Here is a 24,083-nt window from a genome sequence, read left to right on the forward strand (position 1 = left end):
GCAAATAGCGACCATTTTACACTTGCACAATCGCAAATGTTCTACTACGCAGAAACAAGAGATCAACCGCCGCTAAGGCTTACTGGCAGACATTCGCTCACAGAGCAACACGGACCCTCTCTGGATTTTTTCATACAACTCGTCAGGTCGTGGGTTGCCGTCAAAATTGTATTGCTCCATTGCTTTGCAATCGCTAGAAAAATCGACAGCCCCGACCATCAAGGCTGCCCCTTTCATCTTGTGGGCGATTTTCTTCACATCGACAAAGCGATCGTTGTCCCAAGCCTCGGCTAACGCATTCATATCGCTTTGCTGAGTGGAAAGGTAGCGATCCACCAACATGCTGATAAGCTCAGGATCATCTCCCGTACTCTCTTTGAGTGTCGAGAAATCGAAAGGATCGAGTGTTTCGTTTTCGACTTCTGTTTGTTGTGGTTGAAGCTCCGCAGCAGTTGAGGCTGGTGATTGTGATGGCTGAGAAGGTTCTGCGATGGCAGCAACAGAAATGTTTTCAGAGCTGGGCTCCGGCTCTGGTAGGAAGCTGTTCATCATCACAATCAAGTCGTGTTGTTTAAAGGGCTTGGCAATGTACTCTGTCATGCCTGCTTCAAGGCACTTCTCGCGATCGCCACTCATGGCGTTAGCCGTCATGGCGATAATTGGTACTTCCGGTAACTGGTTTTCAGATTCCAGCTGGCGGATTTTTCGCGTGGCTTCAAAGCCGTCCATCACTGGCATTTGGCAATCCATAAAAATCATGTCATAGCGATTGGACATAAAGCGTTCAAAGGCAATGGAGCCGTTATCAGCAAGTGTGGTTTTACACCCAAGCTTGGTCAGAACGGTATTGATAAGTTCCTGATTGACAGGGTGATCTTCCGCGATGAGCACAGACAACCCTTGCACATAGAGACTGGTGCCGGCATTGCGCTCAGCTTTCTCCTGTTGGGTCATCTTGCGGAATATTTGTTCACGCGTCAGACCTTGGGCATCCAGTGCGATAATCGTTGTCAGTGTGTGATGAATGGTTTCGATGTTAAACGGTGAAGTGAGAGCCGCTGAGATTGCTTCTGTATTCTTCGTCAATACACCGCGTATGTCGGCCAGATAGATAACGGTATGAGAGTGGCTCTGTGACGTCAGAATTGTTTTCAGTTTTTCAAGGGAGACAGTGTGGTCAAGCAAGGTGACGCTGAAACCGCCTGATTGTAATGCTGTCGATGCGGCATTTTCATCTCTGGCAACGGTGACGGCCAATCCCAATATGTTGAAGTATTTCTGGAGATTGGTGACTTGGCTGACACTTCGGGAAATCAGTAGCGTGTTCACACCTTTCAATGAGATTGAGTCTGAAGAGAGCTGTTCACGTGGTTTGTCAGGAATGTTGACGGTAAAACGTGCGCGGAAAGTTGAGCCTTGTCCAATGTCACTCTTGGCTTGAATATCGCCGCCGAGAAGGTCCGTAAATTTACGGCATATGGGCAGGCCAAGCCCTGTTCCCTGATAACGGCGTTTGCTGGAGCTATCTATCTGGGAGAAGTTTTCAAAAACCTTATCGAGCTGGCTTTGGTCAATACCGATGCCAGTATCTGTTACCTTGAGTTCGATGTCGCAAGTCGCACCATGGCGACGGATTTGAGTAATGGATACGTCCACGTAGCCACTGTCGGTGAACTTTGCTGCGTTACCCGCCAAATTCACCAAAATCTGCCTGAGTTTGGAAAAATCAGACGTGATAAACCGAGGGAGCGTAGGGTCCGTATAAGTGGTAAAACTCACATTGTCTTTCACCCTTGGCGCAACGATATTCGTAACGTTCCCAATCAGCTCGTGGACGCAGAAGGTTTCCTCCCGCAAAGGCATCTTACCCGCTTCAATCTTTGACAGGTCTAGCACGTCATTGATGATGTCCAGCAAGGCGTTTGCCGACACCGTAATCGTGTCGTTGTAATGTCTTTGTTCATAGGAAAGTTGGGTGTGAGAAAGCACTTCAGACATCCCGATGATGCCGTTTATCGGTGTGCGGATCTCATGGCTCATCATGGCAAGGAAGTTTGATTTGGCTTCATTGGCTTGCTCAGCATCGTCTTTGGCTTTGACCAGTGCTTCATTCACTTCTTTGTTAAGCTGGGTTTGGCGGTTGGAATACAACATGCTGCAGATGCTTTTTACAACAGGCGCAATCCAGTTGATGAGCTCTTCTGTGTAGGGCTCTTCACGGCCTGCCAGTACAATAACGCCGACCTCTTCACCCATGGTCACCAGTGGCAGTAACGCATAGTGTTCAAAGAATTCGTTGTTCTCACTCACTACCTCTTTATGAAGAGATGAAAATTCTGTGCGCTTGAGCTGAATGGAGGATTCGGCATAAGGCAGCAGTTGGATTGGCAGCCCTGTGAATTCATGATTGAGATTGGTGGTCTGGTGCTTGAAAAGCACCTCTTGCTTGCCCTGTTTGACCGACAACATTGCCGCGAGTTTGCTGTCGGTAAAGGTCGCTAATACCACGAGTGCTTTTTTGAACGAGCGCTCGGAGTTACCCGTGGTCATGTACATATCCTGAACGGAATTGAACACGGAATAGAGTGCGTTACTGCGGCTGAGCTTTGCTTCCATACGAGTACGTTGGGTAATGTCCCGCACGTTCATCACGACGTAGTCCTGATCGCCGATGCGCTGTTTATTTCCGATAAGTTGGAGAAACAACGCATCTTCGCTTCCCCCCTGGAATATTTTGCTGGCCTCTTCGTTTTCCAGTGCGTTTTGATATACCTGTTTAATGGCGGCCAACAGCTGCGCATTGATATCTGTGTAAAGGGTGTTTAATGGAGCGCCGCCTTCCGGGACATTCGGCAAGTCAACCAGCGTAGATGCGCGATGGTTGACGGTCATCACGTTGCTGCGGTTATCAAACACGATCACACCATCGGCATAATTTTTTAAGATGGATTCCAGATATCGCTTGGTAAAACCAATCCCCAACAAAGAGTTGGCGTGCTTAATAAGAAAAAGGACAAATGCCGCTGTGACCACTAGAAACGCGACGGAAAGGTAATTACGGGTATAGGACACCGCGCTGAGCGCGCTGCCGGCATCAAACTCAATCACCAACCCTATTGGTAGCTTGTTGTGCCACATCCATGCGCCGATCGATGGGTTAGGCAGCTGACCTTGATAACCTTCTGCATTGACCCGGATAACTTTGTCCGAACGGTAAAGTAAGTCAGATGGTGTCTTCCGCTGCCTTTTAGCCGTCTCTATCGATGTTGGTAACAAAGACAAATTTTTTTTTGCGGGCGCAATTACCTCGCCATTATTGTTGACGGCAAAAGCAATACGGGACGGAATGATTTCCTTGCTGAAAAACAGTTTGTCAAAGTCAGTGCTTTCCCTTGATGCGAACAGGATAACTGGCGCTCTGTCTTTAGTGCCATTAGAAAAAGCAACGGCCATAAAAACTTCAGTGTTAGATTTTATGTCGTTGGATATGTGAGGCGGCGTTACAAACAAATCACGGTGCCTGACCATACGGGCAATGTCAGGGTAAGCGTTCTTCGCGGTGTCGGAAAACTCATAAGCCAGCTCGAGAAGGATTTCTCCACTGGGTGAAAACAAGGTGACTTCATCAAGAGAGAAAGAATCCCGGTATAGCTCAAGGATTTTCTGGACTTCCCCCGCATTGGTGAGTGCGTCTTCGCTGAATACTCCACCTATATCCAGTGCTTGGAGCAACTGTTTGTCAGTAGCAATGATTTCCAGCTCGCGTTCGCGGTGATGGTACCAGTCATCCACAGAAGCGCTGAGGTTGCTGACTTCAGTGCTCAGGAAGTAGGAAAGTTTTTCCTGCGTATCTTGATAGATCGAGCGGTAAAACCACACAAAAGTCAGTAACAGGATGATGATAACGATACCCCCGCTCAGGAAAAGCTGAGCTAGCGTATAGCGTGATTCCTGACTGGCCAGGCGGAGGTTGTTAGCCATTTAATCCTCATCAAGTCTGCATTTCAAAGATGGACTTGTATTTGGTGTCTTCTTGAACGACGTGTTTTACCCACCAAAAGCGCAGAAGTCGGAAAAAATCGGTTTTGTAGAAACTAGGATCTGCCTGACATTTAAGCACCACAAACTCAGCCTGTTTGATGAGGCGCGCATGCATGTCTTTGTGCATTTTCAGCCTCGGGTAGTCAGCTTCTATGAGCAGGGCTTCTTCCTGCTCGATGTGGTGTTTGACGTAATGTTGAAAACGCCTGGCAATGTCTTCGTACTCGTTACCTTCATGGTGATTCACCACAAGGTCATAGGTATCGTTAATAATGGCGAGCAGTTCCTTGTTGCTTTCATCCAACTCGTGATGACCAACGGTAAATCGGTCTTGCCATTTGATGAATTTCTTGCGGTTATCTGGTTCAGGCTGTCCCTCCGCAGCGGGTGGGATAATCGGCTCCTGTGATAAAAACTCTGGCGGGATTGGAGCCTTGTGCTCATGAATAACCTCATCGACCTCTTTGAGTATCTCATCGGTAAAAGCGACGGTGCCATTCATCTGGAATGCCGTGGATTTTGCGGGGTCTTGCTCATACATCGAAAAGTAATGCTCAACAGTTTTCTTGGGTTTGGCTTGCAATGAAAGCTGGTTGATGCGTTCCTGAAGCGATTGTCTGTTGACGGGTTTAACCAGAAAAGCGTCAACATCGAAAGCGATACATTGGGCAATCACACTCTCGGATGCATTGGCGGTCAGAATGATGATGGGAATATCATGAGGCAGGCCATAGCGCCCACTGCGGATCAGCCGCAGCATTTCAAGGCCATCAATAGGCTCCATCTGCAAATCCGTGATGATGAACGATGGACGCTCATGGTAGAGCTTGGAGATTGCATCAGCGCCATCAATAGCCATGATGCAATCATTAAAGCCGAGAGACTTCGCCATAATCGCGATGGTCTCCCGGATCATTTCATGGTCATCAACAACTAAGCACTTTTCCAGCATTTACAACCCCGTCAAACATATACTCTCCCTTATTAAGGAATAGTCTAGAGGGCTGATTTTTCAATGAAAGAGAGGCTGGTTTTAAAAATGAGATTATTAATTCTGATACAGATCTCGTTAGCGGATTAACCAGAAGAAAATCATTGAAATTACGACCGTTTTCAGAGTGCTGAGACGCATCAGGCTGAGTATACATACGAACACACCCGCCAACAGGAAAGGATTGTCGAGTGATATGTCGATGTTTCTTTGAGGGAAAAGAACAATGGGCACGACTAATGCGGTGAGAACGGCGGGTGCTGAATATTTCAAAATTCGTTGCATCACTGGCGTGACCCGGAAGGGAATGCTCTGAGCGAGAAAGAAGTAACGAACTGAAAAGGTAATACAGGCCATGCCAATGATCAGAAGCCAGGTATTCATTTGCTCTTCTCCCCATATTTTTTGCTGCGAGTGGGCATAACGCTTTCACACACAAACCCTGCCATCATGCCTGTTAGGGCAGCGGCGATGAGTGCATTGCCAAAACCTGCCAGTGTAAATATCGTCATGGCTGCAAACGAGACCAACACACAAACCAAGACGGGAATATCTTTGATGCTTGGAATAACCAAAGCGAGGAAAGTCGCGGCAATGGCAAATTCCAACCCTAGTTCTTCGATGTTCTCAAACTGGGTCCCACCGAGCACACCCAATAAGGTGGCAAGATTCCAGCACAGATAGAAAAAGGCGCCACTGAACAAGGCGTAGTATTTATCAAATTGACCCGTCTTCTCTATCTGACCAGCACACAGTGCATACATCTCGTCGGTCAAAAGAAAGCCGAGAGCAACCCGCCATCTAAAGGGTAACTGGCGGATGTACTGGCGGAAATTCACCGAGTAGAGCAAATGGCGGGCACTGATGACGAAGGTGGTACCAAATAAGGTGCTCCCTGGCACCCCAGCCCCCATCATGGTAACGCCGGAAAGCTGCGCAGCACCGGCAAAAACAAACAGTGACATGGCTTGTGCCTGCAAAGGGGTTAATCCCATTTGGACGCCCAGTGAGCCACAGAGCACGCCCCATGGGATCACCGCCACGCTGAGCGGAAACATGTCAGCGCAGGCGCTGAGCGAAACTCTATTCTTCATGGTTAATGCGGGATTGTCCTTGTTCATGCGAATCCTTCGATTTATCCGAATGCGGGAGAATGCTTTCAGTTTTATCAGCGAGCCGAATCGAAGAATTGCACAAAATTGCTTTCTGGTATTGCTTGGGCGTGACGCCAATTGCGCGGCGAAAATGACGGTGGAAATGGCTTTGATCGTGAAAACCGCATGAAATTGCGCAGTCGGCAAGACTCAAACCGTTTTTCATCATGTGTTGCGCCCGGCGGACACGTTGCTGGATTTGGTATGCGTGTGGCGGCAAGCCGTAACGGGCTTTGAATTGTCTGACTAAGTGATAAGGGCTGACGCCAGAAAGCTCACTCAATCTTTCCAGACTGACGGTTTCTGTGGCGTTTTGATGCAGATATTCCCTGACCAAATCGAGTTTAGGGCCAATCTTGACGATGTCTTCTGGCAACTGTGGGCGCTTGTTAAACCGACACGTCAATGAAAGCAACACATGATGGGTGAAGGTTTCAGTAAGCAGTGGGTCTTCATTGCTTCGCAGCAGCGAGAAAAGCATGAGGAGTTGGTTGGACAGTTTGGGGTCTTCTTCAACAGCGAAGGGGAAATACGGAACTTTGGAAGCCAGCCCAAGATCTTTGGAAACCGACTCGAATTGCGCCTCAGTAGGGTACATGGCTTCATACGTCCAGCCACCTTCAGTTGCAGAGTGGCCATCATGAACTTGGTCCGCATTAACAAGAATAATGCTACTGGCTGGCGCGACGTGATAACCACCGGTTCGCCAAAAACGCTGCGCGCCCTTGCGAATGACACCGACGGTATAACCCTCATGCGTATGGCGGGAAAAAGCTTGTTTTTCGTAGGTGGCTTCCAACACCTCCAAGCCGCCTAAAAGAGGGGACGATTCAAATTTCGCGCGTTCCATTGCACTCCTTGCTTCACCCAAAGAAGGATTGGGTTACCAGAATCTTAGGAGTATACCGAAAGCGGCCGAGAAAAATTTGTACAAAATTGCGATAGCGGCAGCGAGCGAAATGAAAAATTTGGTATTCAGATAAAGAAAAAGGACGCCACGAGGGCGTCCTTTCAAATTCTCTGCGAGAAGAAAAATTATGCTTTTTCTACGTTTGCAGCTTGTGGGCCTTTTTGGCCTTGTTCGATTTCGAATACTACTTTTTGGCCTTCAGCCAGAGTTTTGAAACCTTCGCCAGTGATAGCGCGGAAGTGAACGAAAACGTCTGGGCCATTTTCTTGCTGAATGAAACCAAAACCTTTTTCTTCGTTAAACCACTTCACGGTACCGGTAGATTTAGACATGTTGTCTCCTGAATATATTTCCATTTGTAACATTGCGCGAACGCATTAAGACCTTTTATTAATGAATCATTTATGGTGGCAAATGTAGCGAATAGCTTCAGGACAACTTACTTTTGCGAAGGTAGGGTGTAACGAAGTTTTCAATTGCAGCATAAAGAGCTCTATTAACCAGGCCGAACGATAGTACCACAGAGCGGCCAATTGTATAGCTAAATTATGGCCTATCTGCTTCACCATGTGCTTTGTGTCGCCCAAAAGGCGAAATCTGTCAGTCGAAGCTGACCAAATTGAGCACTTGTTAAAAATAGTCGGATTTCTGGGAAAAGAAAGTGAGACATCTCTCGATTTTCAAATCAAAAAGTGTATTTGTTCTAAGAATCATAATGTTAGCCAGCGGATTGAAGTGAAAATGTCACAGCTTTGTCAAATAAGTCCACAAAGTCAGACTATCTTGGTGAGACAGCCCGTTCTGATGTTTCGAGCCCATCACTGTTTGAATTCATAGAAGAAAATAAAATCATCAATAGCAAACAAAGCGTTCGGGAGGACCTTGAGTGAAAATTGGGATTGATCTTGGCGGCACGAAAATTGAGGCCGTTGTACTGAACACCAACGGTGAGCAGGTTTTCGTTGAACGCGTACCTACGCCACAACATGACTATCAAGGCACACTGGATGCAATCAAAGGCTTGGTTGACCGAGCCGAAGCCGCAGTCGGAGAACGATGCACTGTTGGGTTAGGGATCCCTGGTACGCTTTCCCCCGTCACCGGGAAGGTAAAAAATGCCAATTCAGTTTGGCTAAATGGCCAGCCGCTGGACAAAGATTTAGGCGCGCTGCTAGGCAGGGAAGTGCGTATTGCCAACGATGCCAATTGCCTTGCGGTATCAGAAGCTGTTGATGGCGCGGGAGCTGGCAAGCATATGGTTTATGGCGTGATTATCGGTACAGGTTGCGGGGGCGGTATTTCGATTGATGGCAAAGTCCATGCTGGTGGTAATGGTGTGGCAGGGGAGTGGGGACACAATCCACTGCCTTGGCAGAACGACCAAGACCGTCATCATGCGGATCATATTCACTGTTACTGTGGACGGCCAAGTTGTCTGGAAGTGTTTATTTCCGGCACCGGGTTTTGGAAAGATTTCGAGTTAATGCATGGTGAAACCCTGCGTGGACCCGAGATCATGGCGCGTGTTGCAGAAGGTGATGAAGCCGCAGAGGCCTGTATTCAACGTTATGAAGATCGTTTAGCCCGGGCACTGGCTTCTGTGGTAAACGTGTTGGACCCGGATGTGATTGTACTGGGTGGCGGTATGTCTAACGTTGAACGCTTGTACACCAATGTGCCAAAGCTGATGAAAAAGTGGGTGATGGGTGGCGAGTGCGATACGCCAATCGTCAAAGCGAAGTACGGTGACTCAAGCGGCGTACGTGGCGCTGCATGGCTCTGGTAAAGATTCATAGTGGCATGGCGTCCTCCGCCATGCTCTCTTCCTCAATTTTCTCTCTTACGCCAACCTCAGCGAATGTCTCTATAGTTACAAGGTAATTCTTATTTCTAATACTTTCAGTATTTGATGGCATTTTAAGGGGACGTATGAAGATCATTTTTGCGGACGATATGGCAGACATGCGCGAGGGTATCATTGAGTCTTTGGAAGCAATAGAAAAAGACTTTGGACCATTTGAAATTCTAGGGCAGGCGAAAGATGGCAGGGAGCTTATCTCTTTGGTAGAGCGTAATCCTTCGGTGGATTTGGTACTCACCGATCTGCGCATGCCCAACATGGACGGCTTATCAGCGTTGGTTTACTTAAGAGCAAATTGCAACGTTAAAAATATTGTTGTCGTTTCCAGCGAGAGTATGGCTTCCATCTCCCAGGCAGAGAAGATAAAAGTGGACGCAGACACAGAAGAAAAGCTGGCGTTGCTCGATAAAATTGCCCACCGCGTCATTGATGATGAGGAGGTGGAAGGCAAGATAAGTTCCATTTTGATTGGCTGTGAAAAGCTTAGATTGGATCCTATTCAGGTGGTCGAGTATTACGGTGCTACTGGCTACATGCGTAAGCCCATTACCAAGAGAAAAATGCATGGTTTGTTTGAAGAGCTGAGCAAAACAGACTCCTTCATTAATATCGGTATTGTTTAAACCCGTTAACTGGTTATCTGCTCGTTTCAGCAGATAACCGCCCTTCCTTCCTCCACGCTTTTCCGCTCTCTTTCATGCTGTTATTGATGCTGTATGCGTGCGTTTTGTGCCTATTGATAGCTTTGACATTGAGACGTGCTGGCCTACTGTTAAATCAATGCCTCAACATTTTCTCAAAAATAAAACACGAGGATGCCGTAATCATCGGGTGCTCCCAACCCGTTGTTTTTGTTTGAAGCCTGATGCTTGAAGGGCAAGTCATGGACAGTGTAGCTGAGCGTTATCCGGACAAAGGGTTCGACCTGAGTACCGGAACCAAAGAAGCCGATCATCACAGCGGAACGAGATTAAAACAGAAAAACCTCATCTTCTCGCTGGCTGAGGAGCAATACGGAATCCCGCTTTCTTCTGTGAAAGAAGTGATTGGCATGGTGAAAGTCACGCCCATTCCTCATATGCCTTGCTTCTTCAAAGGTCTTATCAATCTTCGCGGGAAAATCATTTCTGTTATTGACCTCAGGTTAAAGCTCGGGCTTGAAGAGAAAGCCTATGAGCCCAAGAAAACCGCCATCATTATCAGTGATGTTAACTCCCTGACCGTAGGCACCATTGTGGATGATGTAAATGAGGTTGTGGGTTTCACGGATGAACAAATTGAAACCAAGCTCGAAATATCCAGCAGCATCAAGCGTGAATATATCCATGGTGTGGCAAAGGCGGATGATGACAGTTTGGTGTTGTTGCTCGATATTCTCAACGTGCTCGAGCCGGAAGAATTGGATCTGATTAGCAAGCAAGTATCTGCGCCGCCAACGTCAGGCGGTGTGGATTTTGATATTTAGCAGAGGACACAAGTCATGCTGGAAAACCTTTCCTTACGGGCAAAGATTGTTTTGGGCAATGCGGTAGTACTTTTGTTCCTCATTACCCTTGGGTTGTTGAGTCTCAATAGTATTAAAAACCTGAGTGCTACAGAGAAGTGGGTAGAGCACACCCACCAGGTCATCAATAAAGCGCAAGACCTGATTGCCGCCGCCATCAACATGGAAACGGGTATGCGGGGCTATTTGTTGGCAGGGGAAGAGCAGTTTCTTGAGCCCTACAATGAAGGTAAGCGCGAGTTCGAAAGTATTGTTAAAGGTCTGAAAGAAAAAGTCAGCGACAACCCCCAACAGGTTTCTTTGCTTGAGGATGTGGAAACAACCATTGCTGACTGGCAACGCAATGTGACTGAAGATGCGATTTTACTGAGACGCTCCATCGGTAATGCTAAAACGATGAACGACATGAGTAAGACCGTGGAGGAGGCGAAAGGGAAAGCTTATTTCGACAGACTGAGAGAATTGATAGATAGCTTCATTGCTCAACAGCGAGTGATATCAAACCAAAATTTCTCCTCTTCCCAGCTTGATGGTGACGTCGTTGCCAGTGCTCTGCAGATTAAGGTGGCGGCGCTGGATATGGAAACGGGGATGCGAGGATTTTTGCTCTCAGGGCAAGAAGCCTTTCTCGACCCCTACGTGCAAGGAAATAGCCAGCTAAATCGCTTGTTAATGAGTCTCAAATTGGAAGTGAGAGACAACCCGATTCAGCTTTCCGTGCTGGAAGATATCGAACAAGTGGTCGCTGACTGGCGAGGTAATGTGGCTGAAAGCTACATCGAATTAAGACGCGAGATTGGCGATGCCAAAACCATGGACGATATCTCTGAATTGGTGGCGCAGGAGCGTGGGAAGCAGTATTTCGATAAATTCAGAAGCCAAATGGTTACTTTCATCGAACGGGAAGAAACCCTGATGGCTGCGCGAACGCAAGCTGCGTATGAAAGCGTCACCAATACTTACATCACCATCATCGCAGGCATGGTATGTGCAGTGATTGCCTCCATTATCGTTGCTTACTTTTTGAGTGCGGCAATCATGCGTCCGTTCAAGGACATCTTCAAAGGCCTGACAGTGTTCAGTTCTAAGGAGCTGAAAGAATTAAGTGAATCTTTCAATGACGTAGTGAAGCGCATGAATACCGGGGCATCGAAAGTCGCGATGATTGCTGGAAATATCGAGGATGTCTCCCAGAACCTTTCTCAAATCACCAACAGACAAGCCAGCTCGGTGGAGGAAACATCAGCCAGTGCTGAGGAAATTTCCAGCATGGTGCAGAACAATGTTCAATCGGCTGAACATTCAAGGGATCTATCACAAGAAGTTGGGGACAGGATGACAGATCTTGACGAGGCCATGTGTCAGATTTCCGAATCCAACCACAAGATTTCAGAGTTGGTGAAGATCATCGCTGAGATTGGGGCGAAGACAGAAATCATCGATGAAATCGTCTTCCAGACCAAATTGCTCTCGTTCAATGCGTCGGTCGAAGCCGAAAGGGCGGGTGAGCATGGTAGAGGATTTGCTGTCGTCGCTCAGGAAGTGGGAAATCTGGCTCAAATGAGTGGGAAAGCCGCGACAGATATTTCCGCCATCGTGAAACAAAGCATCAATGAAGCCGAAACCATCGCCAAAGAAAACACCAGCCGTGTGGAAAATGGGGGCGCTATTGTGTCTGAAACGCGCCAACAGGCGCAGTCAATGGTGGAAGGCGCGACCAATATTTTTGAAGCGTCCAACGAGCAAGCCAGAGGTATTCAGGAAATCAGCAATGCGGTTGAATCGATTAACAAAGCCACACAACATGCAGCGTCCATTGCTGATCAGGCTTCGAACTCAAGTTCTGAATTGACCAGACAAGCTGCAGATCTCAACAATCTGGTCTCGCACCTCAGCAATTTCCTGTGTGGGCACGACGTGGAAACCAAGGAAGAGAGCCAGCAACAAACACCTAAGAACTGGCAGGAAAACCTTGAGACGGATTACAGCCGTCCCAGCAGTGTTCGCCCTGCTAAGGTCATCAGTGATGATGTATCCATGGAAGGGGATAACCACAGCGCCTGGAACCGATTGTAAGTAACGCGGTGGTCCATGGTGCAGAAAGTCGACCCTCTTAACGTCAAAGCGCTTGATAACGTGACTGAAAATGTCAGCCGCTTTGATGTTTCCCGGGCGAAGCTGTCCCCAAGCGAATTCCGGCATTTTGCAGATTTGATATACCACCATGCGGGAATCCGAATCTCTCCCGACAAACGCACCATGTTGGAAAGCCGTCTTAACAAACGTCTCTTCGCACTCAAAATCCACTCATTCAAACAATATGCCGACTACCTGAAAGCCGACATGAGTGGACGGGAATTAACAGAGTTCACCAACGCCATCACCACCAACAAAACTGAGTTCTTTCGCGAAGCCTACCACTTTGAGGTGTTGAAAAAGGATATTGTCGCCCGCCATCGCTCAGACTCCGTGTTTATCTGGTCAGCGGCCTGCGCCAGTGGGGAGGAGCCTTATTCCATTGCCATGATATGCGATGAACTCCAACAGGAGCTCCCCGGCTTTGAAGGCAAAGTCCTGGCGACTGACATTGATACTCAAAGGCTCGCGATGTGTGAGAGCGGCCGTTACGAAAAGGAAAGGGCGAGCGAGATCCCCATCCAGTTCAGGCACCAATACATTACCTTCTCAGACAATCCAAATGACGACACATTTGAGATGGCTGATGTGCTCCGCCGTCAAATCAAATTCCGCCAACATAACCTGATTCATTTCTCTGACAAGTTTGGCATTCAGTTTCATTACATTTTCCTCCGCAATGTCCTGTTTTACTTTCCTTCTGCGACGGGGGAAAAAGTCGTCCGTTCTTTGTTGAGCCAGCTGCAGCCAGGGGGGCTGATTTTTGTTGGTTTGACAGAAACGTTGAACAACATGGAGCTTGGGATAGAGCAGGTGGGCACCTCGGTCTACAAAAAGGTGGCAGCGAAAGGGTATGGCGATGGCTGATACCCAGGTCAGCTCTGGTGAGCTGTGTTTCTTCTTTCGCAAAAACGCCTGGATGCAGACAGTAGTGGGCACTTGCGTCACTGTGTGTATTTGGGACAAGGAAAACAGAAGTGGCGGTATGTGTCACTACCGACTGCCGAGTGCGCCGGATAACTTTTCCCAAAACAGCGATGCCAATGACTTTGGTTGCTTTGCCATTCCCAACTTGCTGCGTCGGTTCAAGCACACCTCTTCGCGGCTCGAAAATCTAACAGCTTGGGTGCTTGGCGGTGCCCAACTCAATGGTGGCGACTTCTTACAGTCACAGCAAATAGGTGTCAGGAACATCTCCATCGCGTTCGAACTGTTGGCACTTTATGGCGTTCCTGTACTCGGAGTGTCAATTGGCAGTTCAGAAGGGCGACAAGTCCGCTTCAACCCTTTCTCCGGCGAAGTGGACTTTCGCTTTGTTGCGGAGCAATACCCGCCATCCAGAAGCTGCCACTCCAGGAAAACCAAGTTGCACAGGGTATTTTCGACGCCGACAGCGCTAAACCAAGATGGTTTTTCTGAAGTGCTGGAAGATAGAGATGACCTGAGCATAGAAGGTTTTCCTGATGTTGAAACCCTGTTTGAGGAAGCCTCAACATTGGCGCCGGATGCGATTGTGATCGATACCCATCAGCTATCGGGAATTCAAAGGTTAGGTGGAGTAAAGAGCGGAGAGAGTGTTCCCATCGTTGTGATTTCTCCAAATGTTAGAGCTCTCACAGGCGCAGAATTCCACCAACTCAATCAGGCGGTGGGCAGGTACCAATTTGTGGCGACATCGGCCACCTTTAATCAGGTTTTGACCTCTGCGCTTGCGACAAAAGCCTGGATGTATGAAATGGGGAAATGTGCCGACATGCTTGAACCACGGCAAACCCCCGTTCCTGTCGACACGGTGGTGCTCCTGGGCGCGTCAACCGGGGGAATAGATGCGCTGGATTGTGTGATAAAGAATCTCCCAAGCCCCTTTCCGCCCGTTTGTATTGTTCAGCACATACCGTCTGACTATTCCCACTCATTAGCTGAGAAGCTCAACAAATCGTCCCGGCTCAATGTGTGTGAAGCGGAAGATGGCGTCCTGCTTGAAGGTTCTCATGTCTATGTGGCGCCGGGAGGGAAGCATCTCAGGCTCATGCAGCTGCCGGATGAGCGAGTGGTAGTGAGGATTACCGACGACCCGTTAGTCAATGGCTTTCGACCGTCGGTGGATTATCTGTTTCAGTCTGCGCTCAGGATCAAAAAACTCAAGAAAGTGGCAGCCCTGATGACTGGAATGGGAAGGGACGGCGCCAAGGGGCTGCTGAGCCTCAAACGTGATGGCGCGTTCACCATCGCGCAGGATAAAGAGAGCTGCGCCGTTTATGGCATGCCGAGAGCGGCGAAAGAGCTGGGAGCAGTATGCCGAACCGTTCCTTTGATTGGCATCGCAGGTGTGATTGAAGCCGCGGTGAAATCATTTCAAACGCCGGGTTCAGAAAACCTATCCAAAACGGCGGCAATGAATGGGGATGAAGGATGAGAAGAAAAGCATCGCAAACGACCCATTTAAAAGCACTGGCAGAGAAAGCCCAGCATATTGAAGCTCTGATAGATGACACCGCATCGCTTTCCAACGTGAATGAGGAAATCGAACAGTTCATGACTTTCCATGAAGGCTACCAAGCCAATGACATGACGCCTTATCGCGCTGTCGATGATTTGCTTCTGAATATTCAATCGCTGACAGATTATCTTGCAGCAGAAGATTGTGAGCTCGATGAGACGCTCAGCGAGCTTTTAGCGCGGGCCATTCATGCGGTGGCTGAGGACTTCCGCTCGTTTATTAACGGTAAGCCGAATGAGGATTACAGCGAGATCAAAGAAGCCTTATTGGCCGATATGGCGACCTGTTTTCTGAATAAGGAAACCTTCGATATCCGTTTCTGTGAAGATACCTTTGCGTTTGAAGGTGATGTGGCGGATGAGTTGGCTTATCTCTGTTCTTTGGTTGAACCGGAAGGCCAGGAAAATACATCGAAGACAGTGTCAGGGCGTAAGTTTTTGTCAAAAACCAAGGCGCCAACGAACTCCCCTCTCCAGTCTAATTTCGAGCAGACCACACGTGTGAAATCCCAGCTGCTGGAAAAGCTGATGAGTCATACCGAAGAACTGGTTCAGATACGAAATATGATGGTCGATTTGGCCGATCAGGAAGACAACCAGCGCCTGACTGAGCTTTCTAACAAGTTGATGACCATCTCTGACAACATGCTGGGGGATCTGCTGAAAACCCGGATGCGCCCCATCGGCAATTTATTGAGTAAATATCGGAGAATGGTGCGTGACCTTTCCAATGAGCTGGGGAAAAAAGTCGACGTTGAGATCATCGGTGAGAACATCGAGCTTGATAGCAATGTACTGGATGCCATTAATGAGCCGATGACCCACCTGGTGAGAAATGCGGTTGACCACGGTTTTGAAATGCCTGATGAACGCATTGACGCAGGGAAACCAATGATTGGTCGACTGCTCATTCACGCCTTCAACGAATCGGGCAAGGTCGTCATTAACATTCAGGATGATGGCAAAGGTATCGATACCCAGAGAGTGCTGAATAAGGCCATCAGCACGGGGGTGATTTCACAAGAGCAAGCGGCCCGGATGTCAGACAAAGAAACCATGGAGCTGATTTTCCATTCTGGGCTATCCACATCGGAGCAAGTGAGTTCCGTGTCGGGTCGCGGTGTGGGAATGGACGCGGTGAAACGCAAAGTGGAGGAGATAAAGGGCACCGTCGATATCTACTCAGAATTAGGTATCGGTACTGAAGTCTCAATGATGTTCCCACTGACAATGGCAACGCTGAAAGTGGCCTTACTTCAAATCGGCGGCTTGAATTATGCCATTCCTTCTTCTGAAATCTCTGGGATTGTCGGTGTCAGCCGCGATGATGATGAGATTTCCATCCGGTTTGATAACGGCGCTGCCACTATGCTGAGGAAAGGTTCTGTCACGCCTTTGATTGAAGCGAAGGATTATCTTGGAGCGCTGGCGAGTGAAGAACGCTTTCAGTCTTTGTATGAGCAAGGAAAGTCAGTCAGTGTGGTGACCTTTAAAGACAGGGGGCAGCACTGGGGGTTGGTCGTTGATGATGTGCGCGCGTTCTTGGATATCGTGATTAAACCCTTAGATAAAAGCATGAATCAAGAGAAGATTTTCTCCGGTGCCACCGTATTAGGAAACGGTGATTTGGCTTTGGTTATCAACCTGAAGAAAGTGCTGCGTTTTGCGCGCTACTGATAATCAGCGCCCTTTGTCCGGGTTGCTGATTTTGTTCTTATACTTAAGACAGATACGGTTTCTTGATTGGGGGGACAGATGAAAATTCTCGGGAGCTTTTTGCTGGAAGCGGGATTGATTTCAGCCTCCGATCTTGCCGACGCCATGGTTGAGCAGGTGAGAAAAACACCACACAGCGTAGAGATCCTCTATGAGAAAGGCCTGATTTCCCCCGAGCAGCTTCTTGCGATTGTTACGCTTCAAAATGATGAAAACCTGGATTTCAGAACCGCTTGCCTGCAGCTTAATATCTGGAAAAGTGAGTTTATCGACATCATCAATAAAGAAGTCGAAAAACGCCGGGGAACATTGGGTCAACTGCTGGTAGAAAGGGAACTTATCGACCCGCCTGTTTTGCTGTCAGTGATTAAGCAATATCACGCTTACCGTTCTGAAAATAATAACGACTTTGCGCTTTTCTCCGAAAATGCCATTTTGGATTTGGCTGAGGAGTCTGGCAGTGACGGTGCGCCCACGATTAACTATGAGCCGGATTTCTCGCAAGTGTCTGAGGGCAACACTTCCGAATATCTGGATCTGTTCTCAGAAGAAAAAGAGATTGCTCTCGAGTTGATGATCCTGGCGATTGAAAAACTGGGAAGCGACAAAAGCGAAGATTCTCCGGAAGAGCTGCTGGATAAGTTCTTCACTGAATATCACTCACTGAAAGGGACGGCGAGAGGGATTGGGGCTGTGTTGACGGAAAACCTAATCCACGAATCAGAGGATGTGCTCGCGTTCTATAAACGTTTCCTGCACAAGCTTGAGAGTTCAGATTTCTCCGCTTTGGCTGCAGTGAATCTTAATGTGTTAGATGTGTTGAGCCAATTGAGAAATGAATTGGTCGTTGCGGAATCCGAGCAGAGCTTCTGGGATAAAGAGGATAAGAAAGCGAAATACCTCAAAGTGTTGGAGGATATCCATAAACTCAACAATGAACTTCAAGGGCGCGGCTACAAAGTGGACATTGAAGAAGTCAAAGACATGTTCTGATTTGGTGCATTAATTTTCTCCCCCCGTCTCAATTTCCATATATTGATGCACAGTGGACGTAGCCCATTCGATATGATGGGTGAAATTTCAATCAGTTGGGGTGGTAACAATGGATTTTCTGGAAATCTTACCTTCACTCATCAATACCTGGGTCATTCTTGCGGTTTTGGTGGTTATTGCGCTGCGTTCAGCAGTCAAATTCGTTCCTCAGAATACGGCTTATGTGATCGAGCGTTTTGGTAAATACAACAAAACCATGGAAGCAGGTCTGAACGTGCTGGTGCCGTTTATTGACCGCGTGGCGTATGTGAGAACCCTGAAGGAACAAGCGTTCGACGTACCTTCACAGTCGGCAATTACCCGTGACAACATCTCGCTGGTTGTGGACGGCGTGCTGTACATTAAGGTGCTGGACCCTGTGAAAGCGTGTTATGGCGTTGATGATTACATCTTCTCCGTGACTCAACTGGCACAAACCTCTATGCGTTCTGAGATTGGCCGCATGGAACTGGATAAGACTTTTGAAGAACGTGAAAGCCTGAATACGGCTATCGTATCTGCTATCAACGAGGCGGCGCAGCCTTGGGGTGTGCAGGTGCTGCGTTACGAGATTAAAGATATCGATCCTCCTCGCTCAGTATTGGATGCGATGGAACGTCAAATGAAAGCAGAGCGTGAGAAACGTGCTGCGATTTTGGAATCAGAAGGCGCACGTCAGGCAGATATCAACGTCGCTGAAGGTCAGAAGCAAGCGCGGGTATTGGCTGCAGAAGCAGAAAAGTCCGAGCAAATCCTGAAAGCCGAAGGTGAAGCTCAGGCGATTCTTGCGGTGGCACAAGCGCAGGCAGAGGCTCTGGAAGTGGTTGGTCGCACGGCGGCAACCGAAGAAGGTCAAAAAGCGATCCAGCTTGATCTTGCGGACAAAGCGATTGAAGCGAAGAAGGCGATTGCGAAGGAATCTTCAGTGGTGTTGCTGCCTGACAGCCAATCCAGTGCAGCATCGCTGGTGGCAGAGTCAATGAGCATCATTAACACCTTGAATGCTAGGAAATAACTTATGGAATTGATGTCGTACCTGCAAACCAATTTGGCCGAATCGACCGTTATCATTGGATTAATCCTGCTGATCATCGAAGTGTGGCTGTTGGGTCTTTCCACTATCGTTCTGCTGGCACTGGGTGTGTCAGCTATCGTGACGGGCGGTTTGGTGTGGGCAGGAATCATTCCAGAAACGTTGACAGCCGTGATTGCAGGCTCAGGTATTGGTGCAGGGGTGCTCACCGCTATTCTCTGGCGACCACTCAAACGATCGCAAAAAGGCCCTCGCCGCGAATACAACATTCACAGCGACTTTATTGGTTTGGTTTTCGACCTTGAAGAACAACTGGACGCAACCAATCCAGTGACGGTGAAATACTCTGGTGTGAACTGGAAGCTGGTCTTAGGACCAAAACATCGCAACGAGGTAGTTCCTGCGGGTGGTTCGGTGAAAGTCACCGCAGTTGATGTGGGTAAATTTATGGTTGAGCCTGTTAGTGAGAATGGCGGCGATTCATGAGCCTGTATTGACGGGAAACGATTGAAAAGGAAGCTGAATAGCTTCCTTTTCTTTTTCCAATAAACAAAGCACCTTGGGTTGTGTCGCTTGGGTATAGTCGATATCGCGACCTAAGCTAAACCGTAGTGAATTCAGACAGGGACGAGAATTGATGAGTAAAGTGTGGTTAACGGGAGATGCGGTTGTTGATTTGATCCCCGATACGGAAATGACTTACCTGAAATGCCCCGGCGGCGCGCCTGCCAATGTGGCGGTTGCCGTTGCCAGGCTCGATGGTGATGTAGGTTTCTTTGGCCGTGTTGGAAACGATCCTTTTGGCCGTTTTCTGGCGCAAACGCTGAAAAAGGAAAGCGTGAACATCGATCATCTGGTTTTGGATGAAGACAAGCGCACTTCAACCGTGGTGGTGGACTTGGATGACAGTGGCGAGCGCAGTTTCACCTTTATGGTAAAGCCGAGTGCTGACCAGTTCATGCTGCCAGAAGATATCCCTTCCTTTGTCGCGGGAGATTGGCTACACACTTGCTCTATTGCTTTGGCTAATGAACCGACACGCAGCAGCACCTTTGAGGCAATGTCGCGCATTAAAGCGGCTGGCGGCTTCGTTAGCTTCGACCCTAACCTTCGCGATGAAGTTTGGCAGAACCAATCCGAGATTATCCCCGTTGTGATGCGTGCTGTCGCGATGGCTGATGTGGTGAAATTCTCAGATGATGAATTGTTGTTTCTGACCCAGAAAAGTGAACTGGAAGAGGCTTTGGCCGAAGTGAAAGCGTTGGGTGTTCCGATGATTCTGATTACTCAGGGTAAAGAGGGCGCTTGGCTGGTGATCGATGATGTTCAGTCGCTTATCACTGGAAAAGTCGTGAGCCCGGTCGATACCACAGGGGCGGGAGATGCGTTTGTGGGTGGTTTGCTGGGGTATCTTTCCCGTCTTTCCGGTGATAGCTGGAAACACGCAGAAACGGCAAAAGAGGCGGTGGTCTGGGCAAATGCCTGTGGCGCATTGGCGACCACACAAAAAGGTGCGATGACCGCACTGCCAGATTTAGCGAGCCTTCAGGCTTTTATCGATAGTTAATCAAGTTTTTGCTGCTTCTATTCTGGAGGCAGCAGCTTGGTTTATAGCGTCAATCAGATCTGCGCGTTTTAGGGGCTTGGTGAGGTAATTGTCCATGCCCGCATTGATTGCCCGTTCAAAATCTTCTTTTCCGGCATGGGCGGATAGCCCAATGATGTATAGGTGGGGGACATCATGTTCCTGCTCAAATTGACGCAACCGTGCGGTCAGCTCATAGCCATCAATAGCTGGCATTGAAATGTCAGTGATAAGGATGTTGAACAGGTTCTTCTTGTAGTAGGCAATCGCCTCACTACCGTTCTCAAAATAGACAACGTTATCTGTTACCCCAGCCAAAAATATTTTGGTGACTTCCCGGTTGTATTCGATGTCATCGACCACCGCAATGGACAATGATTGTAACGCTGAATGGTCATTTTGTGTTTTGACCGGTTGGGAAACAATAGCGGAAGGCTCCATCATCAAACTGAGTTGTAATTCTTGCAGTAGCTGACCCATGCGAAGAGGCTTGACGATAAACCTTTGCTCAATACCATCCGGATTTCGTTCAAAATCAGCTAAATTTGGGATCACGCCAACCCAAGGACAGTAAGGTTCAGGAAGAAGATCCGCTGCATCAGCGGCGAGAATGACTGCGGCATCAAATGTTGTCTTCGATGCTTCGAGCACGTCCAGTGTTGTCAGGTAAGTCAGTTTTGCCTGCCAATGGGTAAAATAACGATCGATGATAGGGCGATGTAAAGGGTCGGCATTGATCACGGCGACGTGTTGGTTTATCAGGGCGCCTTGGGTGCTTTCTAAATCCTCGAAGGTCGGTAAGGTGAGGGAGAAAGAGAATATGCTGCCCTTACCAAATTCGGATTGCACTTCCAGTCGAGTGCCGAATAGCTCAAGCAGGTTTTTCGTGATGGAAAGCCCCAACCCTGTTCCTTCATAACGACGGGTCGTGGAACTGTCGACTTGCTCAAAGGCTTTGGTCACATCTTCAATTTTGTCTTCCCGAATACCAATGCCTGTGTCTTCGATTGAAAAGGTGAATGTGGTGTTCCGGCTCTGGAGGTCATACTCGCCGCGCAACTGGAAACGGATGTAACCATGTTCGGTAAACTTGACGGCGTTACTCAGCAGGTTATTAAACACCTGGCGTAACCGCAGCTCGTCGGTTTGCACCTCGGTATTCAGGCTGGGAGAAATATCGATAACCACCGCCAAATCTTTACGCGCAGCGGCAAGAGCAGCGAGAGAGGCGGCATCCTCGATAGTGTCGGCCAGACAGAATCTTTCTGAGTCCAGTTTTAACTTCTTTGCCTCCAGTTTGGAGAAATCCAGAATATCATTGATAAGCTGCAGCAGGTCTTTGGCTGAGGAATTGATAATGCCGGCAAACCCGGCTTGCTCCTTGGTTAAGGAGGACTCCTTCAGCATTTCAGACATGCCGATGATGCCGTTCATCGGAGTACGGATCTCATGACTCATATTGGCAAGGAATTGTGATTTGGCTTCGGTGGCATAACGGGCGGCAGAAGCGGCTTCTTTGAGCATTTCTTCAAATTCGTGGCGCTCACTGGCATCACGGACAATCAACACGTACCGGTCAGTAACTCCGGCAGCATTGATGATAGGGAAGGCGGTAATTTCGGTTTGGAAAGACTTACCAGTGCGGGTAAAGCATTCTGCCCTGACGGTGACTCGCTCACCCTTATTGATGGCCTCCTGCAGTTGGTAGGCACCGACTTCAGACGTATGTTCACCGAACAGGAGTACCTGAAAGTCTTTATCACAGGTTTCCCGCTCTTTGTACCCGAGTAACTCATTCAGCGCATCATTTGACAGCGCCACATAGCCACCCAGATCGATGATCAAATAGGCTTCGTGGGATTGCTCAACGATTTCCGCCAGCATTTTGTTTTGGGCAGCGAGTTGTTTGAACCGGTTCTTTTCTCGCGAAAGTTCATCATAGGTATGGGAAAGAGCGACTGACATATCATTAAAGGCATTGGCGACCTGCGCCACCTCATCTTTGCCTTCTACGGGCACGGTTTCGCCAGGGCCATTTTTCTGGATTTTCAGTGCGCCTTCCCGAAGCGTCAACAATTGTTTGGTGAGTAATGAGCCAAAGACAAGAGAGAACAGGGCAACCAAAACCATTTCAAGTACTGCGATGGAAACAGCGTATTTTTGAGCATCATCGATAAGCTGGCTGAATGCGCTGACATCTAATCCGACTTCAATCTGGCCGACGACATAGTCATCGATAGCGACCGGATGGCGGATATCATAAATCCCATCAATCGCATCAGAGGGCGACTGCGCATAATCCGGTGCGACAGCGCCATCACCAAGGGTATTTGATTCTGCCAATACCTGTCCTTGGTCGTTCATGATCCGGATGTAGGCAATATCACCATCACGAATCGCTTCACGGGTAAAGGCGCGAAGGTTGGCGAGGTCAGTGGAGATAATGGCGTCACGCACGGCGATGGCGAAGGTATTGGAGAGCCTGTCACCGTCGTTAATGATCTGCTGCTCGTTTGAATCCCTTAGCCAGCCGATCCCAGAGACGATCAGTATCGCGAGCAAGATAAGCTCGATAAGCGCAATACCCAGAATCGTCTTTAGGCGAAACGTCATCGCTTTAAGATCCTGTCAGTGTTATTTGGCTTCAATCACAGAAATATTGAGGGCACGGACATCATCCCAGTCATTATCGACCGCATTCTGGAAGCCTTTGATATTCAATTTCTCCAATGCTTTTCTGCCATCAGGTGTACTCCCCAGCGTCACAAACGCTTCCTGTAACCGTCGGTGTTGATCGTCTGAAAGGGACGGGTGCGAGGCAATGGCATGAGGTGTAAAGCCATCAGTGGTGTAGAGCACTTTTAGGTTGTCTTTGGCATTAGGTGGCGCCCCACCCAGTGTGCGGACAATGCCGCCTCCGGCGTCGAACAGGCCATCAGCCACGCCGAGATAGGAAGAGTCGTGGGAACCGACATAGTGTGGTTCGAACACGATACCTTTGTTTTTGAGTGTGGCTTGAGTCAGCAAGGTGGCAGCAAATGCGGCAGGCGCAGGAAAGGCCAGCCTTTTTCCATCCAAATCTTCAAGCGATGTTACGCCCGACGTTTTCCGCACTACCAGAATGCCTTTAATTCGCTTGTCTTTGGCATGGGCAATGGCTTTGTAACCGGGTGATTGATTGAAAACGGTAAAGTGATAGGGGTTCATGTAAGCAATGTCATACTTCCCTTCAGCCAAACGTTTTTCAAACTCTGGGATGTTAGGTGCCGTGGCAAAGCGGATCTTTAGGCCAGAAAGTTCACTGATCTCCTTCATCACCGGGCTCCAACTTCGGATCAGTTTTGCTGAGGATTGCTGGGGGACAATACCAAAAACAAGTGGTTGGGACTCATCATCGTGTGCGCCAGCATGCGCCACAGCTTTGGTTGCAGTTATTAGAAAGGCACTGCTGAGGGCGATACCCAAGGCAAGAATAGCCTTGCTAAAACTCCGGTTACCTATTGATCTCATTGCGAATATTTCCCTATCCACTGACATTGATTTAACTATAGTACAGTGTCTTATATTTGCGTCAGTCGCGGAGTGGATATTAAGCGCACACTTTATGGCCCCTTAGAAAAT

Annotated in this window: 19 protein-coding genes; 11 read left to right on the plus strand and 8 right to left on the minus strand. The window is 48.5% G+C overall.

Annotated features, from left to right (window positions below):
• Positions 1–72: 72 nt before the first annotated feature.
• The 6 genes from D515_RS05525 to cspE all read right to left on the minus strand — a co-directional run bounded on the left by D515_RS05525 (position 73) and on the right by cspE (position 7,428).
• Complete coding sequence (locus D515_RS05525) at positions 73–3,981, minus strand: hybrid sensor histidine kinase/response regulator (protein WP_002536798.1); 3,909 nt, start codon at positions 3,979–3,981, stop codon at positions 73–75.
• A 10-nt stretch (positions 3,982–3,991) separates the two neighbouring features.
• Entirely contained in the window at positions 3,992–4,993 is a 1,002-nt protein-coding gene (locus D515_RS05530) for a response regulator (RefSeq protein WP_002536799.1), read from the minus strand.
• Between the two features lie 117 nt (positions 4,994–5,110).
• Positions 5,111–5,416: an AzlD domain-containing protein gene (locus tag D515_RS05535; protein WP_002536800.1), complete on the minus strand. Its 306-nt coding sequence runs from the start codon at positions 5,414–5,416 to the stop codon at positions 5,111–5,113.
• Complete coding sequence (locus D515_RS05540) at positions 5,413–6,153, minus strand: AzlC family ABC transporter permease (protein WP_039849646.1); 741 nt, start codon at positions 6,151–6,153, stop codon at positions 5,413–5,415. The genes D515_RS05535 and D515_RS05540 overlap by 4 nt, the downstream gene beginning before the upstream one ends.
• Entirely contained in the window at positions 6,116–7,036 is a 921-nt protein-coding gene (locus D515_RS05545) for an AraC family transcriptional regulator (protein ID WP_002536802.1), read from the minus strand. Before D515_RS05545 ends, D515_RS05540 begins: the two co-directional genes overlap by 38 nt.
• Positions 7,037–7,221: 185 nt before the next feature.
• The gene (gene cspE, locus D515_RS05550; protein ID WP_002536803.1) at positions 7,222–7,428 is read right to left on the minus strand and encodes a transcription antiterminator/RNA stability regulator CspE; all 207 of its coding nucleotides are present in this window, start codon (positions 7,426–7,428) and stop codon (positions 7,222–7,224) included.
• Between the two features lie 554 nt (positions 7,429–7,982).
• Here cspE and mak point away from each other — a divergent pair.
• The 11 genes from mak (at position 7,983) to D515_RS05605 (ending at position 20,444) form a co-directional block, all read left to right on the plus strand.
• Positions 7,983–8,882 (plus strand): fructokinase, encoded by a 900-nt coding sequence (gene mak / locus D515_RS05555; protein WP_002536804.1) that lies wholly within the window; start codon positions 7,983–7,985, stop codon positions 8,880–8,882.
• Between the two features lie 143 nt (positions 8,883–9,025).
• Positions 9,026–9,580, plus strand: a complete 555-nt coding sequence (locus tag D515_RS05560) for a response regulator transcription factor (protein ID WP_002536806.1) — start codon at positions 9,026–9,028, stop codon at positions 9,578–9,580.
• A 260-nt stretch (positions 9,581–9,840) separates the two neighbouring features.
• On the plus strand, positions 9,841–10,422 hold the full coding sequence (locus D515_RS05565; protein WP_152442351.1) for a chemotaxis protein CheW: 582 nt from the start codon (positions 9,841–9,843) through the stop codon (positions 10,420–10,422).
• A 15-nt stretch (positions 10,423–10,437) separates the two neighbouring features.
• Entirely contained in the window at positions 10,438–12,537 is a 2,100-nt protein-coding gene (locus D515_RS05570) for a CHASE3 domain-containing protein (protein ID WP_002536810.1), read from the plus strand.
• Positions 12,538–12,552: 15 nt separating this feature from the next.
• Positions 12,553–13,464 carry a CheR family methyltransferase gene (locus tag D515_RS05575; protein WP_002536813.1) on the plus strand — a complete coding sequence of 304 codons (912 nt, stop codon included), beginning with the start codon at positions 12,553–12,555 and terminating at the stop codon, positions 13,462–13,464.
• The gene (locus D515_RS05580) at positions 13,457–15,013 is read left to right on the plus strand and encodes a chemotaxis protein CheB (protein ID WP_002536814.1); all 1,557 of its coding nucleotides are present in this window, start codon (positions 13,457–13,459) and stop codon (positions 15,011–15,013) included. The genes D515_RS05575 and D515_RS05580 overlap by 8 nt, the downstream gene beginning before the upstream one ends.
• On the plus strand, positions 15,010–16,773 hold the full coding sequence (locus D515_RS05585) for a chemotaxis protein CheA (protein WP_002536816.1): 1,764 nt from the start codon (positions 15,010–15,012) through the stop codon (positions 16,771–16,773). Before D515_RS05580 ends, D515_RS05585 begins: the two co-directional genes overlap by 4 nt.
• Before the next feature lie 78 nt (positions 16,774–16,851).
• On the plus strand, positions 16,852–17,805 hold the full coding sequence (locus D515_RS05590) for a hypothetical protein (protein WP_002536818.1): 954 nt from the start codon (positions 16,852–16,854) through the stop codon (positions 17,803–17,805).
• Between the two features lie 109 nt (positions 17,806–17,914).
• Complete coding sequence (locus tag D515_RS05595) at positions 17,915–18,859, plus strand: SPFH domain-containing protein (protein ID WP_002536820.1); 945 nt, start codon at positions 17,915–17,917, stop codon at positions 18,857–18,859.
• A gap of 3 nt (positions 18,860–18,862) precedes the next feature.
• Entirely contained in the window at positions 18,863–19,363 is a 501-nt protein-coding gene (locus tag D515_RS05600) for an NfeD family protein (RefSeq protein WP_002536821.1), read from the plus strand.
• 151 nt (positions 19,364–19,514) lie between these two features.
• Positions 19,515–20,444 carry an aminoimidazole riboside kinase gene (locus D515_RS05605; RefSeq protein WP_002536822.1) on the plus strand — a complete coding sequence of 310 codons (930 nt, stop codon included), beginning with the start codon at positions 19,515–19,517 and terminating at the stop codon, positions 20,442–20,444.
• On the opposite strand, the gene D515_RS05610 is transcribed toward D515_RS05605, so the two are convergent.
• Both D515_RS05610 and D515_RS05615 read right to left on the minus strand, forming a co-directional pair.
• Positions 20,445–23,075, minus strand: a complete 2,631-nt coding sequence (locus D515_RS05610) for a hybrid sensor histidine kinase/response regulator (protein ID WP_002536824.1) — start codon at positions 23,073–23,075, stop codon at positions 20,445–20,447.
• 21 nt (positions 23,076–23,096) lie between these two features.
• Positions 23,097–23,972 (minus strand): phosphate/phosphite/phosphonate ABC transporter substrate-binding protein, encoded by an 876-nt coding sequence (locus D515_RS05615; RefSeq protein ID WP_002536825.1) that lies wholly within the window; start codon positions 23,970–23,972, stop codon positions 23,097–23,099.
• Between the last annotated feature and the right edge of the window lie 111 nt (positions 23,973–24,083).

The sequence above is a fragment of the Grimontia indica genome (genome assembly GCF_000333895.2).
Classification (GTDB): Bacteria; Pseudomonadota; Gammaproteobacteria; order Enterobacterales; family Vibrionaceae; genus Enterovibrio; species Enterovibrio indicus.

Coding starts and splice junctions, on each gene's coding strand:
- D515_RS05525 (WP_002536798.1), bottom strand. CDS start 3,981: ATGGCTAACAACCTCCGCCTGGCCAGTCAGGAATCACGCTATACGCTA.
- D515_RS05540 (WP_039849646.1), bottom strand. CDS start 6,153: ATGAACAAGGACAATCCCGCATTAACCATGAAGAATAGAGTTTCGCTC.
- cspE (WP_002536803.1), bottom strand. CDS start 7,428: ATGTCTAAATCTACCGGTACCGTGAAGTGGTTTAACGAAGAAAAAGGT.
- D515_RS05560 (WP_002536806.1), top strand. CDS start 9,026: ATGAAGATCATTTTTGCGGACGATATGGCAGACATGCGCGAGGGTATC.
- D515_RS05595 (WP_002536820.1), top strand. CDS start 17,915: ATGGATTTTCTGGAAATCTTACCTTCACTCATCAATACCTGGGTCATT.
- D515_RS05605 (WP_002536822.1), top strand. CDS start 19,515: ATGAGTAAAGTGTGGTTAACGGGAGATGCGGTTGTTGATTTGATCCCC.
- D515_RS05530 (WP_002536799.1), bottom strand. CDS start 4,993: ATGCTGGAAAAGTGCTTAGTTGTTGATGACCATGAAATGATCCGGGAG.
- D515_RS05580 (WP_002536814.1), top strand. CDS start 13,457: ATGGCTGATACCCAGGTCAGCTCTGGTGAGCTGTGTTTCTTCTTTCGC.
- D515_RS05575 (WP_002536813.1), top strand. CDS start 12,553: ATGGTGCAGAAAGTCGACCCTCTTAACGTCAAAGCGCTTGATAACGTG.
- D515_RS05590 (WP_002536818.1), top strand. CDS start 16,852: ATGAAAATTCTCGGGAGCTTTTTGCTGGAAGCGGGATTGATTTCAGCC.
- D515_RS05535 (WP_002536800.1), bottom strand. CDS start 5,416: ATGAATACCTGGCTTCTGATCATTGGCATGGCCTGTATTACCTTTTCA.
- D515_RS05545 (WP_002536802.1), bottom strand. CDS start 7,036: ATGGAACGCGCGAAATTTGAATCGTCCCCTCTTTTAGGCGGCTTGGAG.
- D515_RS05570 (WP_002536810.1), top strand. CDS start 10,438: ATGCTGGAAAACCTTTCCTTACGGGCAAAGATTGTTTTGGGCAATGCG.
- D515_RS05565 (WP_152442351.1), top strand. CDS start 9,841: ATGGACAGTGTAGCTGAGCGTTATCCGGACAAAGGGTTCGACCTGAGT.
- D515_RS05585 (WP_002536816.1), top strand. CDS start 15,010: ATGAGAAGAAAAGCATCGCAAACGACCCATTTAAAAGCACTGGCAGAG.
- D515_RS05615 (WP_002536825.1), bottom strand. CDS start 23,972: ATGAGATCAATAGGTAACCGGAGTTTTAGCAAGGCTATTCTTGCCTTG.
- D515_RS05600 (WP_002536821.1), top strand. CDS start 18,863: ATGGAATTGATGTCGTACCTGCAAACCAATTTGGCCGAATCGACCGTT.
- D515_RS05610 (WP_002536824.1), bottom strand. CDS start 23,075: ATGACGTTTCGCCTAAAGACGATTCTGGGTATTGCGCTTATCGAGCTT.